The sequence below is a fragment of the Pseudomonas sp. Irchel s3f19 genome, assembly GCF_900187555.1.
GTDB classification, from domain to species: Bacteria; Pseudomonadota; Gammaproteobacteria; order Pseudomonadales; family Pseudomonadaceae; genus Aquipseudomonas; species Aquipseudomonas capeferrum.
This window is the reverse complement of record NZ_FYDW01000007.1, coordinates 77,223-91,194: the sequence shown is the minus strand read 5'-3', so window position 1 is coordinate 91,194 and position 13,972 is coordinate 77,223. Positions and strand designations below refer to the sequence as shown.

At 64.5% G+C, this 13,972-nt stretch carries 13 protein-coding genes and 2 pseudogenes; 12 read left to right on the top strand and 3 right to left on the bottom strand.

Annotation, left to right across the window (positions count from 1 at the left end; genetic code table 11):
• Position 1: 1 nt before the first annotated feature.
• On the bottom strand, positions 2-562 hold the full coding sequence (locus CKW22_RS17705) for a PQQ-dependent catabolism-associated CXXCW motif protein (protein WP_033698487.1): 561 nt from the start codon (positions 560-562) through the stop codon (positions 2-4).
• A 265-nt stretch (positions 563-827) separates the two neighbouring features.
• On the opposite strand from CKW22_RS17705, the pseudogene CKW22_RS17700 reads away from it, so the two are divergent.
• A pseudogene (locus CKW22_RS17700) lies at positions 828-1,544 on the top strand (sensor histidine kinase); the annotation flags it as partial.
• On the top strand, positions 1,544-2,182 hold the full coding sequence (locus CKW22_RS17695; RefSeq protein WP_095064533.1) for a response regulator transcription factor: 639 nt from the start codon (positions 1,544-1,546) through the stop codon (positions 2,180-2,182). The pseudogene CKW22_RS17700 and the gene CKW22_RS17695, both read left to right, overlap by 1 nt.
• A 119-nt stretch (positions 2,183-2,301) precedes the next feature.
• On the opposite strand, the gene CKW22_RS17690 is transcribed toward CKW22_RS17695, so the two are convergent.
• Both CKW22_RS17690 and exaA read right to left on the bottom strand, forming a co-directional pair.
• Positions 2,302-2,961 (bottom strand): pentapeptide repeat-containing protein, encoded by a 660-nt coding sequence (locus tag CKW22_RS17690; RefSeq protein WP_033698485.1) that lies wholly within the window; start codon positions 2,959-2,961, stop codon positions 2,302-2,304.
• Between the two features lie 64 nt (positions 2,962-3,025).
• The gene (gene exaA, locus CKW22_RS17685; RefSeq protein ID WP_095064532.1) at positions 3,026-4,921 is read right to left on the bottom strand and encodes a quinoprotein ethanol dehydrogenase; all 1,896 of its coding nucleotides are present in this window, start codon (positions 4,919-4,921) and stop codon (positions 3,026-3,028) included.
• A 251-nt stretch (positions 4,922-5,172) separates the two neighbouring features.
• Between exaA and pedF the strand changes: the two genes are divergently transcribed.
• The 10 genes and pseudogenes from pedF to CKW22_RS17635 all read left to right on the top strand — a co-directional run bounded on the left by pedF (position 5,173) and on the right by CKW22_RS17635 (position 13,961).
• On the top strand, positions 5,173-5,634 hold the full coding sequence (pedF, locus tag CKW22_RS17680; protein WP_095064531.1) for a cytochrome c-550 PedF: 462 nt from the start codon (positions 5,173-5,175) through the stop codon (positions 5,632-5,634).
• A gap of 18 nt (positions 5,635-5,652) precedes the next feature.
• On the top strand, positions 5,653-6,420 hold the full coding sequence (locus CKW22_RS17675) for a quinoprotein dehydrogenase-associated SoxYZ-like carrier (RefSeq protein WP_095064530.1): 768 nt from the start codon (positions 5,653-5,655) through the stop codon (positions 6,418-6,420).
• A 41-nt stretch (positions 6,421-6,461) separates the two neighbouring features.
• The gene (locus CKW22_RS17670; protein WP_033698480.1) at positions 6,462-7,403 is read left to right on the top strand and encodes a quinoprotein relay system zinc metallohydrolase 1; all 942 of its coding nucleotides are present in this window, start codon (positions 6,462-6,464) and stop codon (positions 7,401-7,403) included.
• Between the two features lie 192 nt (positions 7,404-7,595).
• The gene (locus CKW22_RS17665; RefSeq protein ID WP_033698479.1) at positions 7,596-9,116 is read left to right on the top strand and encodes an aldehyde dehydrogenase family protein; all 1,521 of its coding nucleotides are present in this window, start codon (positions 7,596-7,598) and stop codon (positions 9,114-9,116) included.
• Between the two features lie 229 nt (positions 9,117-9,345).
• Positions 9,346-9,417: a pyrroloquinoline quinone precursor peptide PqqA gene (pqqA, locus tag CKW22_RS17660; RefSeq protein ID WP_003253598.1), complete on the top strand. Its 72-nt coding sequence runs from the start codon at positions 9,346-9,348 to the stop codon at positions 9,415-9,417.
• 53 nt (positions 9,418-9,470) lie between these two features.
• A pseudogene (locus CKW22_RS17655) lies at positions 9,471-9,608 on the top strand (pyrroloquinoline quinone biosynthesis protein C); the annotation flags it as partial.
• On the top strand, positions 9,605-9,877 hold the full coding sequence (gene pqqD / locus CKW22_RS17650) for a pyrroloquinoline quinone biosynthesis peptide chaperone PqqD (protein WP_033698477.1): 273 nt from the start codon (positions 9,605-9,607) through the stop codon (positions 9,875-9,877). The pseudogene CKW22_RS17655 and the gene pqqD, both read left to right, overlap by 4 nt.
• Positions 9,855-10,997, top strand: a complete 1,143-nt coding sequence (gene pqqE / locus CKW22_RS17645; protein WP_033698475.1) for a pyrroloquinoline quinone biosynthesis protein PqqE — start codon at positions 9,855-9,857, stop codon at positions 10,995-10,997. The genes pqqD and pqqE overlap by 23 nt, the downstream gene beginning before the upstream one ends.
• 89 nt (positions 10,998-11,086) lie before the next feature.
• Positions 11,087-12,250: an alcohol dehydrogenase-like regulatory protein ErcA gene (ercA, locus tag CKW22_RS17640; RefSeq protein ID WP_033698473.1), complete on the top strand. Its 1,164-nt coding sequence runs from the start codon at positions 11,087-11,089 to the stop codon at positions 12,248-12,250.
• Positions 12,234-13,961 (top strand): NahK/ErcS family hybrid sensor histidine kinase/response regulator, encoded by a 1,728-nt coding sequence (locus CKW22_RS17635; protein ID WP_033698472.1) that lies wholly within the window; start codon positions 12,234-12,236, stop codon positions 13,959-13,961. The genes ercA and CKW22_RS17635 overlap by 17 nt, the downstream gene beginning before the upstream one ends.
• Positions 13,962-13,972 lie beyond the last annotated feature (11 nt).

Here is a 13,972-nt window from a genome sequence, read left to right as displayed (position 1 = left end):
TTCAGGGAAAGGGCTCTGGCTGCGCGGCTTGCAGCGGCAGCTTGGCGTTTTGCCAGGCGTCCAGGCCATCGCGATACCAATACAGGTTCTTATAGCCCAGGGTCGCTGCGCGTTTTACCGCGTTCCAGCTTAACCAGCAATCGGCGCGGCAGTAAAAGACCAGCGGTTGATCCATATGGCCGCCGGTGGCTTTTTGCAGATGGCGTGCGAAGTAGGCTTGCCAGGGCGGGCTCAGCTCACCGTCACCGGTGTTGGCCAGCCAGTAGCTGCCGGGGAGGTTGGTGTGGGGGTGGTCTTCGATGAAGCGCCCTTGCAGCCATTGCCGGCGATAGACATCGACCAGCACCGGCCTGGGCTGTTGCCCCAGCAGGCCCTGCAGTGTGGCGGTATCGATAACCTGGGCGCCCTCGACCTGGTGCGGGGTCGGGCTGCGATAGAGGGCGGTGCGATAGCCCTCGGCGGAGAACAGCGGCGTCGTGTCGGCCTGGGCGACGCCCAGCGACAGACTCAGCGAAAGGGCCGCCAGCAAAGGGCGCGGCAGCCTGGGCAGGGCACGTGGCATGGCTTTGTCCTTTTTGTTATAGGCCCATTACATGCCAGCAGGGGTGCTTTGTGAATGCGACGATAGACAGCAAAGCCAGTACTAAAGTAGTAGTTGGCCGTGGCTGATGACCCCAGTGGGTTGCGGGCCTATGCAGAAAGTAGCGGTTACCCGGCACCAAGGTAGTAAATCCGCTGGGGGTGCTCGGTTCTACGATGGGCAGCAGCGCACCCCAGGCTGGGCGCGCAACCCTTGAGGAGAACCGCCTATGCGCCTGGTCAAAGTGCTGCTTCTGCCGTTGCTGCAGATCCGCTGGGCGGTGCGCCGGGGCAGGGGGTTGCTGGATGAGCTGGCCCAGGCCCAGGCCGCCAATGCCCAGCTGACTCAGGCCCTGCTGGCGGTGCAGGAGCAGGAGCGCACACGGCTGGCGCAGGCCCTGCACGATGACCTCGGGCAATACCTGGCGGGCATCCGCGCCCAGGCCTGCCTGCTGCGCAGGGTGGCCGACCAGCCTGCGCGGGTGGAGCAGACCGCGCAGGCCCTGGCACTCCATTGCGATCACCTGCAGCAGGGCTTTCGTGCGCTGGTGCACGACCTGTATCCGGTGGCCTTGCACCAGGTACCGCTGGCCGAAGCCTTCGGCCAGTTGGTAAGCCAATGGCAGGCCAGCCAGGGCATCGATTGCCGCCTGCGGGTCGCTGAGCACCTGCCGACGCTGAGTGGGGCAAGCCGGGTGCACTTGTATCGGTTGCTGCAGGAGGCGTTGACCAATGTCGCCCGGCATGCCGGCGCCAGCCAGGTGCGGGTACGCCTGCAACGCAGCGCCAAGGGCGTGCGCCTGCTGATCCGCGACAACGGCTGCGGCGCATGCCAGCCCCAGCGCCCCGGGGTGGGGCTGCATTCGATGGCCGAGCGCGCCCGCAGCCTGGGCGGCGAATTGCGCATCCTCAGCCGGCCGGGTGCCGGTTGGGCGCTGGCCCTGAACATGCCCGTGGAGGTCTGATGAATATCGTCCTGGTCGATGACCACGCGGTGGTCCGTCAAGGTTACGCCAGCCTGCTGCGGGCAGTGCTGCCGGCGTTGCAGGTGCGCGAGGCCGCCAGCGGCGAAGAGGCCCTGGCCCGGGTTCAGGAGCAAGTGCCGAACCTGGTGATCATGGACTTTGGCCTGCCAGGCATCAGCGGCCTGGAAACCACCCGCCGCCTGCGCCAGCGCCTGCCACAGTTGCGGGTGCTGTTTTTCAGCCTGCACGATGAACTGCCCCTGGTGCGCCAGGCGCTGGATGCGGGGGCCTCGGGTTACCTGACCAAGAGCGCGGCGCCCGAGGTGTTGATCGAGGCGGTGCAGCGGGTGTTGGCCGGGCATGCCTACATCGAACAAGGGTTGGCCACCCAGCTGGCGTATACCCCACAACAGAGCGCCAGCGACCCGCACATGCGGCGCATGACCCAGCGTGAAATGGAGATTTTCGTGATGCTGGCCAAGGGCACACCGATGCGGGTGATTGCCGAGCAGTTGTGCATCAGCGCCAAGACTGTGTCCAACCACCTGACGTTGCTCAAGAGCAAGTTGCAAGTCAGTTCCCATGCCGAGCTGGTGCATCTGGGAATCGACATGGGGGTGGTGAGGGTGGCGGGGTGAGGGTGGGGATGAGGATTGTGGGGGGCACACAAAAAATCTGGCAGGCCCCAAGCGTTCGGCTTGATAGGTTTGGCGCTCGATCTCACAGGCGCTAAAAACCCCACGGCGAACACCCCAACTCATTTATCCCAAGTCTCAGGACACCCCGCACACCCCTCCATATTCGCCTCCTGGAAATTCCCATAATGCTGCCGCGCCCCGCGCAGGTCGGCCCCTGCCAGGTTGCTCTGGCCAAACTTGGCTTCCTGCAGGTTGGCATCGCCAAGCTTGGCCCCTTGCAGATCTGCCTTGCTCAGCCAGGCCATCTCCAGGTCCGCCGCCTGCAGGTTGGTCTGGTGCATCTTCGCCCCAGAAAGCCGGGCGAACTGCAGGTACGCAGCGCTCAGGTCGGCACTTTCAAACTGCGCACCTTGGGCGAACAGGCCCCAGCCTTGAATGGCAATGAGCCGGGCATGGCTCAGGTCTGCCAAGCGCAGGTTGCTCTGCTGCAGGCTGGCGCGGGTCAGGTTGGCGCCCTGCAAGCGTGCTTTTTCCAGGTTGGCCAGGTCCAGCTGGGCATGGCGCAGGTCGGCCTCGCGCAGGTCGGCGCCGGCCAGGTTCATCTTGCGCAGGTCCTGGTTGGCCAGGTTGGCGCCACGCAGATTGGCCCCCGGGCACTGGCTCGCTTCGGCGATGACACAGCCGTTGACGGTCAAGGGGGTATCGTTGCCATCGTCGTCGGCGTTCGCGGCCAGGGCAGGTGTCAGGGCCAGCAGCAGGGCAAAAGGCAGGTAGTTCATGGCAAAAGGCTCTCGGCGAAAGGAGGGCTGTTGCGGGGCGCGGGCTGGCCGCGCCCCGCAGGGATCAACGCTGAGCGGTCTTGGTGTCCCAACTCGGGATCTTGAACACCCAGAACGAGCCGCCCTGGGCCACCGGCTTGGTCAGCTCGGCCATGTCGCCGCCCCACAGCGGCACGGCGCCGCCGTAGCCCACGGTCACGCCGATGTACTGCTCGCCGTCCTGTTCCCAGGTGATCGGCGGCGAGACGATGCCGCTGCCGGTCTGGAACTTCCACAGCTCCTTGCCCGTCTTGGCGTCGAAGGCCTTGAAGAAGCCGTCGCCCGTGCCGGTGAACACCAGGTTGCCCTTGGTCGCGAGTACGCCGGCCCACAGCGGCAGGTGCTCCTTGTGCTCCCAGACCAGCTTGCCGGTGCTCGGGTCCATGGCGCGCAAGGTGCCGACGTGGTCGTCGTACATGCGCTTGATGCGAAAACCCATGCCCAGGTAGGCCGAGCCCTTCTTGTAGTTCACCTCCTCGGTCCAGTACTCCTCTTTCCACTGGTTGCCGGGGATGTAGAACAGGCCGGTGTCCTGGCTGTAGGCCATGGGGTTCCAGTTTTTACCGCCCAGGAACGGCGGCGAGACTTCCACTGGCTTGCCCTTGGTTTCACCCGGTAGCGGCTTGGCCGGACGCTGGCCGGGATTTTCGACCGGGCGCCCGGTCTTGAGGTCGATATGGCTGGCCCAGGTGATGTTGTCGACGAAGGGGAAGGCGTTCTGCAGTTTGCCGTTGTTGCGGTCCACCACGTAGAAGAAGCCGTTGCGGTCGGCGTGGCCGGTGGCTTTGACCACCTTGCCGTCCTTGTCCTTGTAGTCGAACAGCACCAGTTCGTTGTTGCCGGAAAAGTCCCAGGCATCGTTCGGCGTGTGCTGGTAGAACCACTTCACCTCGCCGGTGCTCGGGTCGACGCCGACCTGGCCCGAGGTATAGAGGCTGTCGTAGTCGTGGGGGTTGCCATCCTTGGAGGTGCGCGCCCAGGTATTCCAGGGGCCAGGGTTGCCTGCGCCGACAATGATGGTATTGCTCTCGGCGTCGAAACTGGCGCTCTGCCAAGGGGCGCCGCCGCCGTGGCTCCAGGCCTCGACCTTGCCGGTTTCGGTGGTGGCGTCGTCTGGCCAGGACGGCGCCTTGACGTCGCCGGTCGGCGTGCTGTCCTTGCCGTTCAGGCGGCCCATGTGGCCCTCCACGAAGGGCCGCATCCACACTTCTTCGCCCGTGTCCGGGTCACGGGCAAACAGCTGGCCGACCACGCCGAACTCATCGCCGGAGCTGCCGTGGATCAGCAACACCTTGCCGCTGGTCTTGTCCTTGATCAGCACCGGGGCGCCGGTCATGGTGTAGCCGGCGCTGTGGTCGCCGAACTTCTTGTTCCACACCACCTTGCCGGTGCGCTTGTCCAGGGCGATGAGGCGGGCGTCGAGGGTGCCGAAGTAGATCTTGTCGCCGTAGATCGCCGCCCCCCGGTTGACCACGTCGCAGCACGGGCGAATGTTGTCCGGCAGGCGGTGGTTGTAGGTCCACAGGCGTTTGCCGGTCTTCGCATCGAGGGCGAACACCCGTGAGTACGAGCCGGTGACGTAGACCACACCGTCGCTGACGATGGCCTGGGATTCCTGGCCGCGCTGCTTCTCGTCGCCGAAGGAATACGACCAGGCCGGGGTCAGCTTGAACACGTTCTGGTCATTGACCTGGGCCAAGGGGCTCCAGCGCTGGGCGTTGGTGCCCATGCCGTACTGCAGTACGTCCTGGGTGGTCAGGTGGTCGTTGGCGATGTCTTCCCAGGTCACGTTCTTGCCGGCCGGTGCCGCGGGCGCGCTGGCCGCCGTGGCCGCCGTGCAGAGGGCCAGGCTACCGGCCAGCAGCAGGGCCCGCACGCCCAGGGCCAGAGGGGAAAGGGCGGGTAGCGATCTTATTGTCATGGTTGCAGTTCCCTGTGGAGTTTTGGCCTGCACAGGGTGGGGCGGGGCGGCTGTCGGGGATACGGAAAAAGTCCCGCACTTGCCGGGAAAAGTTCCCGGTCGGCACCTCATTTGGCCCTTCGCCACAAGCCCTACTACCAAGGGAGTACGGCCCGGCCACCAAAGCAGCATACGGCCGCCTGCGGGCTGTTTCTAAGATGGCGGCACGGCCTCTGTGGTTGAGGCCTTGCGTGCAACTTGAGGGCATAACAATGACAACAAAACGCAACGTCTTGCTCGCTACAGGCCTGCTGGCCGGCGCTTTGCTGACCGGTGCGGCCTGGGCCCATGGCAACGTGGTGCCCCAGGCAGTGGAAACCAAGGGCTTGACCCCGATCAAGGACGCCGGGGTCAGCCTGGACGGCGACGGCTGGGCGGCGGTCAACCCGTACCGTACCTCCGCCGAGCACGACAAGGCCGTGGAAATCGGCGCCTCGGCGTACAACCAGAACTGCGCTGCCTGCCATGGCCTGGAAGCCAAGTCCGGCGGCATCGCCCCGGATTTGCGCATGCTCGATGTCGGCGAGGCAGGGGATGAGTGGTTTGTCGAGCGGGTGCGCCACGGCGCGGTGCGTGACGGGCGGGTGTACATGCCAAAGATGGCCGACTACCTGAGCCAGGAAGCCCTGTGGGCAGTGCGCACCTACCTGGACAGCGTGCACGTCGAGGAGTGACAACCCTAGGAGCAGGTGATGAACTGGCGAACGACTATGCTGCTGGCCTGCTGGATGCCCTGGGCAGCGCAGGGCCTGGCCACTGAAGCGAGTGCCCACCCGGACCCGGTACCGTCGGTGATGTGGGACTTCTACCACAAGCAGTTGCTGGGGCAGGCCGCTTTCGTCTTCGATGATCGGGTCAAGCTGCTGGCGCCGCCCTTTGCCGAGGACGCACGCCAGGTGCCGCTGGAAATCGACGCCCGGGCGTTCGCCGGCGAGGTGGTACGCATCATTGCCTGGGCCGAGCTCAACCCGCTGCCGCGCATCGTCGATTTCGAGCCGGGCGAGCGCGTGCTGCCGTGGCTGTCGGTGCGCATCCGCATTGAGCAGGCCACGCCGCTGCGTGCGGCGGTGCTGACCCGCGACGGCCTTTGGCATGTCGGCTCGACCTTGATCGATGCTGCAGGTGGAGGCTGTACGGCGCCCAGCGTGGTGCGCAGCCAGCCCGGCTGGGAGGAACACCTGGGTGAAGTGCTGGGCGGTCGCTACCCGCGAGGCGATACCAGCCGCCTGCGTTTGCAGGTGGCCCACCCGATGGACAACGGCCTGGTCAGCGGCATCCCCGAATTCTTCCTCAACCATGCCGAGTTGCAAGACGCGGATGGCCAGCGCCTGGCCAGCCTGGAACTGTACCCGGCGGTCAGCGAAAACCCCAACCTGGGCTTCGATATCCAGGGCCCTGGGCTGACCCGGCTGGTGTTGCAGGACAACAGTGGCAACCGCTTCGAGGCGACCGTTCGTTGAGCGTGTTGCTCGCTTTCATTCCCTGACCCGAGGCGCCCGCCATGCGTTGGACCTTGCTGTTGCTGCTATGCCTGGGCCTGCCGGCCTGGGCCGACCTGGACTATCGCCTCACGCCCCGGCAGATCGCGCAGGGCACCTGGTTGCTGGAGGGCAGCACCGACAATTTCGCCAAGGGCAATGGCGGCAATGTCGTCAACACGGCGTTCATTGTCACCGACTGCGGCGTGGTGGTGATCGACAGCGGGCCGTCCAAACGCTATGGCGAGGCCTTGCGCCAGGCCATTGCCGCGATCACCGACAAGCCGGTGGTCGAACTGCTGCTGACCCACCACCACCCCGACCATGTGCTAGGCAACCAGGCGTTTGCCGATGTGCCGATTGGCGCCCTGGCAGGCACTGGCGAGCTCTTGCGCCAGCAGGGCGACGCCATGGCCGAGAACATGTACCGCCTGGTCGGCGACTGGATGCGCGGCACCGAGGTGGTGCTGCCGACCCGAGTGCTGGAACCAGGCGTTCATGAGGTTGGCGGCCACCGGCTGCGGCTGTTGGCGTTGGGCGGGCATACCGGCGCTGACCTGGCGATTTTCGATGAGCAGACGGGCGTGCTGTTTGCGGGTGACCTGGTGTTCCATGAGCGTGCTCTGACCACGCCCAACAGCCCGGGGCTGGAGGTTTGGCTCAAGGACCTGGATACCCTGCAAGCCTTGCCCTGGAAGGTGGTTGTACCCGGGCACGGGCCGGTGGCCAGCGATGCGCGGCCGTTTGCGCAGATGCGCGACTACCTGGGCTGGCTCGATGGTCTGATGCTTGAGGGGGCGGCGCGGGGGGATGACATGGTCGAGATGATCCGCAGCCCGATACCCGAGCGGTTTGCCGGTATCAGCTTGAGCCGGTATGAATTGATCCGCAGTGTCAGCCATCTTTATCCGCGTTATGAACGTCAGCGGTTGCAGCGGGTTGATGGGGGGAGGGTGGGGTTGTAGCGATCGGTTTGGCATTTTTGGCGCCTGGGTCATCGAGCGCCACAACCCTCAAACTGAACCCCGACCCTTCGCGCCCCTACTACCAAATGACGAGACCTCCACTGCCAACGATGCATTCGTCTGGCACGCGGGGCTTTTTACCATGGCTCCATCGCCCGTCGTCGGACAGGCATCGACCCGCAGAGGCTCAGCATGATCTACGCACAACCCGGAACGCCAGGCGCTGTCGTGGCCTTCAAACCCCGCTATGGCAATTTCATCGGCGGCGCGTTTGTGCCACCGTTGGGTGGCCAGTACTTCACCAACAGCTCGCCGGTCAATGGCCAACCGATTGCCGAATTCCCACGCTCCACTGCCCAGGACATCGACCTGGCCCTGGACGCCGCGCACGCCGCCGCCGAAGCCTGGGGCAAGACCTCGGTGCAGGAGCGCGCGCGGGTGCTGCTGAAGATCGCCGACCGCATCGAGCAGCACCTGGAAGTGCTCGCTGTGACCGAAAGCTGGGACAACGGCAAGGCCGTACGCGAAACCCTCAATGCCGACGTGCCGCTGGCAGCAGACCACTTTCGTTATTTCGCCGGCTGCATCCGCGCCCAGGAAGGGGGCGCGGCAGAGATCAACGAACTGACCACGGCCTACCATTTCCATGAACCGCTGGGCGTGGTCGGGCAGATCATCCCGTGGAACTTCCCGCTGCTGATGGCCGCCTGGAAACTTGCCCCGGCCCTGGCCGCCGGTAACTGCGTGGTGCTCAAACCCGCCGAGCAGACGCCCTTGTCGATCACGGTGTTTGCCGAGCTGATCGCCGACCTGCTGCCCGCAGGTGTGCTGAACATCGTCCAGGGCTTCGGCCGTGAAGCCGGCGAGGCCCTGGCCACCAGCAAGCGCATTGCCAAAATTGCCTTCACCGGTTCCACCCCGGTGGGCTCGCACATCATGAAGTGCGCGGCCGAGAACATCATCCCGTCCACCGTGGAGCTGGGCGGCAAGTCGCCGAATATTTTTTTCGAAGACATCATGCAGGCCGAACCTGCGTTCATCGAAAAGGCCGCCGAAGGCCTGGTGCTGGCGTTCTTCAACCAGGGCGAGGTTTGCACCTGCCCGTCACGAGCGTTGATCCAGGAGTCGATCTACGAACCGTTCATGGCCGAGGTGATGAAGAAGATCGGCAAGATCACCCGCGGCAACCCGCTGGACACCGAAACCATGGTCGGCGCCCAAGCCTCGCAGCAGCAGTACGACAAGATCCTCTCCTACCTGCAGATCGCCCAGGACGAGGGGGCGCAGTTGCTCACCGGCGGCGGCGCCGAGCGGCTCGACGGCGACCTGGCCAGTGGGTACTACATTCAGCCGACCCTGCTCAAGGGCCACAACAAGATGCGCGTCTTCCAGGAAGAGATCTTCGGCCCGGTGGTGGGCGTGGCCACCTTCAAGGACGAAGCCGAAGCCTTGGCGATCGCCAACGACAGCGAGTTCGGCCTGGGCGCAGGGCTGTGGACCCGCGACATCAACCGCGCCTACCGCATGGGCCGGGCGATAAAGGCCGGTCGCGTGTGGACCAACTGCTACCACCTGTATCCGGCGCATGCGGCGTTTGGTGGTTACAAGAAGTCTGGGGTGGGCCGCGAGACCCACAAGATGATGCTCGACCATTACCAGCAGACCAAAAACCTGCTGGTGAGCTACGACATCAATCCGCTGGGCTTCTTCTAAGCGCACACAGGCCCAGCGGTAGGGTGCCGCTGGGCCTGGATGCAACGACGCACGCGCAGAGGGCTCTGGGTGGGCGCCTCTGCGCGCGCGTCACCCGTTTGCGTAATGTCCCGTGTCACCCCCTACCAACGCACCCCGCAAGCTCGTTCCAAAGTAGCATACGGCCCGTCGCCCCCCCGTGCATTAATGCCTCTACCGGAATCGCCCGGCAATAGAAGAGGACTGCCCCATGTGGACTAAACCCGCTTTTACCGACCTGCGCATTGGCTTCGAAGTGACGATGTACTTCGCCAATCGTTGATGGCCTTGCGGCCATCGTTGCGATGGCCGTTTCTTCTCTGGGAATTGCAGCCCATGCTGGAGATCCTCCAGTTCAAGCTCGATATGCTGTGGAGCATGCTCGATGCCATGAGCATGGCGTATGAGCTGCAGCGGCTGCCGTATCACAGCGTCACTCGGGACAACGTCTGGCATCGGGGGATTATCCTGTGAAGCTGATCGAGCGTGAGCAGGCGCTGGCCTTGCGCCGCGGTTTTCGCCTGCAATGGGAGCCACGCCAGGATTGCCATGTGCTGCTGTACCCCGAAGGCATGATCACCCTCAATGCCAGCGCCGGCTGGGTCCTCGAATTGCTCGACGGCCAGCGCAGCGTGGCGCTGATCATCGACAGACTGGTGCAACGCTTCCCCGGCGTGCCGGGGCTGGATGAAGATGTGCTGGCGTTTCTGGAGGTGGCCCGTGCCAAATACTGGATCGAATGAGCCACGCCCGGGGCCGCCGCTGTGGTTGCTGGCGGAACTGACCTACCGCTGCCCGCTGCAGTGCCCGTATTGTTCCAACCCGCTGGACTTTGCCCAACAGGGCGAGGAGCTGACCACTGAAGAATGGATCCGGGTGTTCCGCGAGGCGCGGGCAATGGGCGCCGCGCAACTGGGCTTCTCTGGCGGCGAACCGTTGGTGCGCCAAGACCTGGCAGTGCTGATCGAGGCCGCGCGGGGCATGGGTTACTACACCAACCTGATCACCTCCGGCATCGGCCTGACCGAACAGAAAGTCCGCGACTTCAAGCGCGCCGGGCTTGACCATATCCAGATCAGCTTCCAGGCTGCCGACGAGGCGGTCAACAACCTGCTGGCCGGCTCGCGCAAGGCGTTCGCGCAGAAGCTGGCGATGGCCCAGGCGGTCAAGGCCCAGGGTTATCCGATGGTGCTGAACTTCGTGACCCATCGGCATAACATCGACCAGATTGCCGAGATCATCGAGCTGTGCCTGGCCTTGCAGGCGGACTTCGTCGAGTTGGCGACGTGCCAGTTCTACGGCTGGGCCGAGCTCAACCGTGCAGGCCTGTTGCCGACCCGTGAGCAGTTGCAACGGGCCGAACGGATTACCCAGGTTTATCGCCAGCGGTTGGAGGCCGAGGGACATCCATGCAAGCTGATTTTCGTCACGCCGGACTACTACGAAGAACGCCCAAAGACCTGCATGAACGGCTGGGCCAATCTGTTTCTCGACATCACCCCGGATGGCACTGCGCTGCCGTGCCACAGCGCCCGGCAGCTGCCCGTGAGCTTCCCCAACGTGCGCGAACACAGCATCGAGCATATCTGGAACGACGCCTTCGGCTTCAACCGTTTTCGCGGCACGGCCTGGATGAAGGAGCCCTGCCGCTCCTGCGATGAAAAGCACCAGGACCTCGGTGGCTGCCGCTGCCAGGCCTACATGCTCACCGGCAATGCGGCCAATGCCGACCCTGTGTGCAGCAAGTCGCCGCACCACGGCGTCATCCTCCAGGCCCGGCAGGAGGCGCAGGCAGCGGGGCAGGGCATGGTGCAACTGACCTTGCGCAACGAAAAGGCGTCGCGCCTGATTTTTCGGGGCTGAGCCCTTGCCACCCTTTGGTCTGGTTACTTTCGTTGCGGGATGCTTTACGCTGGCGGTTACCTTTCAGAACAAAAAAAACAGGCTTTCCGATGAGCCAGAGCTTCAGCCCGCTTCGCAAGTTCGTTTCGCCTGAAATCATCTTTGGTGCCGGCTGCCGGCATAACGTCGCCAACTACGCCAAGACCTTCGGTGCCCGCAAGGTGCTGGTGGTCAGCGACCCCGGCGTGATTGCCGCCGGTTGGGTGGCGGATGTCGAGGCCAGCCTGCAGGCGCAAGGCATCGATTACTGCCTGTACAGCGCCGTGTCGCCCAACCCGCGGGTCGAAGAGGTAATGCTCGGCGCCGAGATCTACCGGGAAAACCACTGCGACGTGATTGTCGCCGTCGGCGGCGGCAGCCCGATGGATTGCGGCAAGGCGATTGGCATCGTGGTCGCCCACGGGCGCAGCATCCTTGAGTTCGAAGGCGTGGACATGATCCGGGTGCCCAGCCCGCCACTGATTCTGATCCCCACCACGGCCGGTACCTCGGCCGACGTCTCGCAGTTCGTGATCATTTCCAACCAGCAGGAGCGCATGAAGTTCTCCATCGTCAGCAAGGCCGTGGTGCCGGACGTTTCGCTGATCGACCCGCAAACCACCCTGAGCATGGACCCCTTCCTGTCTGCCTGCACCGGCATCGACGCGCTGGTGCATGCCATCGAAGCCTTCGTCTCCACCGGCCACGGCCCGCTGACTGACCCCCATGCGCTGGAGGCCATGCGCCTGATCAATGGCAACCTGGTGCAGATGATCGCCAACCCGGGCGATATCGCCCTGCGCGAGAAAATCATGCTGGGCAGCATGCAGGCCGGCCTGGCGTTCTCCAATGCGATTCTTGGCGCGGTGCACGCCATGTCCCACAGCCTGGGCGGGTTCCTCGACTTACCCCATGGCTTGTGCAACGCCGTGCTGGTGGAGCACGTGGTGGCGTTCAACTACAGCTCGGCCCCGGAGCGCTTCAAGGTGATTGCCGAGGTATTTGGCATCGACTGCCGCGGTCTCAACCATCGGCAGATCTGCGCGCGCCTGGTGGACCACCTGATCGCGTTGAAGCGCGCTATCGGCTTCCATGAAACCCTTGGTCTGCATGGGGTGCGCACGTCCGACATTCCGTTTTTGTCGCAGCACGCGATGGGTGACCCGTGCATCCTCACCAACCCTCGCGAGTCGAGCCAACGTGATGTCGAGGTCGTCTATGGCGAGGCCCTCTGACGAGCAGCAGCGGGCACTGGCCGGGCTTTTGGGGCTGGGCGACCACTCGGCGCGCAAGAGTCATTACCCGGAACTGGCGGCGCGCCTGGACGAACTGGAAGCCGAGCGCAACCGTTACAAATGGCTGTTCGAGAACGCCGTCCACGGGATTTTCCAAGCCAGCCTGCAAGAGGGCATGCGTGCCGCCAACCCGGCGCTGGCGCGCATGCTCGGTTACGAGAGCCCGCAGGCGGTGTTGTTTTCCCTGACCGACCTGGCCGCCAACCTGTTTGTCGGCGGCGCCCAGGAACTGCAAGCGATTACCGCAGCCTTAGCACGCGAACACAGCCTGCACGGCTACGAGACCCGCTTGCGGCGCAAGGACGGCAGCCACCTCGATGTGCTGATGAACCTGCTGCTCAAACCCGGCCAGCAAGGGCTGGTGGAAGGTTTTGTCGCCGACATCACCGAACGCAAGCAGGCCCAGCAGCGCCTGCAACAGCTCAATGACGAACTGGAGCAGCGGGTGGCTGCCCGTACCGATGAACTGCTGGAGGCCAACCGCAACCTGCAACAGCAGATTACCGAGCGTAAACAGATCGCCCGAGCCCTGCGCGACGCTCGCGACGCCGCGGAAACCGCCAACCGCAGCAAGGACAAGTACCTGGCTGCCGCCAGCCATGACCTGCTGCAACCGCTCAATGCCGCACGCCTGCTGATCTCGACCTTGCGCGAACGGCCATTGCCGGAGGCCGAGCAGGTGCTGGTGGAGCGTACCCATCAGGCTCTGGAGGGCGCCGAAGACCTGCTCACCGACCTGTTGGACATTTCCCGGCTCGACCAGGCGGCGGTCAAGCCTGACGTGGCGTTGTACCGTCTCGATGAACTGCTCGGGCCGCTGGTCTCGGAATTCCGCTCGGTGGCCGACGCGGCGGGCCTTAAACTGCGGGCACGCATCGGTGACTACGCTATCAGCACCGACCTGCGGCTGATGACGAGGATCCTGCGCAACTTTCTCAGCAACGCCTGCCGTTATACCGACCAGGGCCGGATCTTGCTGGGGGCCAGGCGTCGCGGCGCCTGTTTGCGCCTGGAGGTGTGGGACACCGGGCGTGGCATCGCGCAGGATCGGCTGGAGGCCATTTTCCTTGAGTTCAACCAATTGGACGTTGGCCGCGCCGCTGATCGCAAAGGCGTAGGCCTGGGTTTGGCCATCGTTGAGCGGATCGCCAAGATTCTCGGTTACCGGATCCAGGTGCGGTCATGGCCGGGCCGTGGCTCGATGTTCAGCATCGAGGTGCCGATCGGCGAGAAAGTACCGTTGCCAATCCACCAGAGCGCGCCGCAGCCCGGCGCCGGTAACCCGTTGCCCGGCCGCCGGCTGCTGGTGCTGGACAACGAAGTGAGCATTCTCGAAAGCATGCGCGCGCTGCTGGCTCAGTGGGGCTGCGAGGTGGTGACCGCGACCGACCAGGCAGGGGCCTTGTTGGCCTTGCAGGGGCAGGCACCGGAGCTGATCCTGGCGGATTTTCACCTGGATCACGGGGTTGTGGGTTGCGAGGTGGTCCGGCACTTGCGTGAGCATTTCAACGCCCCCATCCCTGCGGTGATCATCACCGCAGACCGCAGCGATCAGTGCCGGCGTGCTTTGCAAAAGCTCGGTGCGCCGCTATTGAACAAGCCCGTCAAACCGGGGAAATTGCGCGCGGTATTGAGCCAGTTGCTGGGTTAACAGGCCCCTGC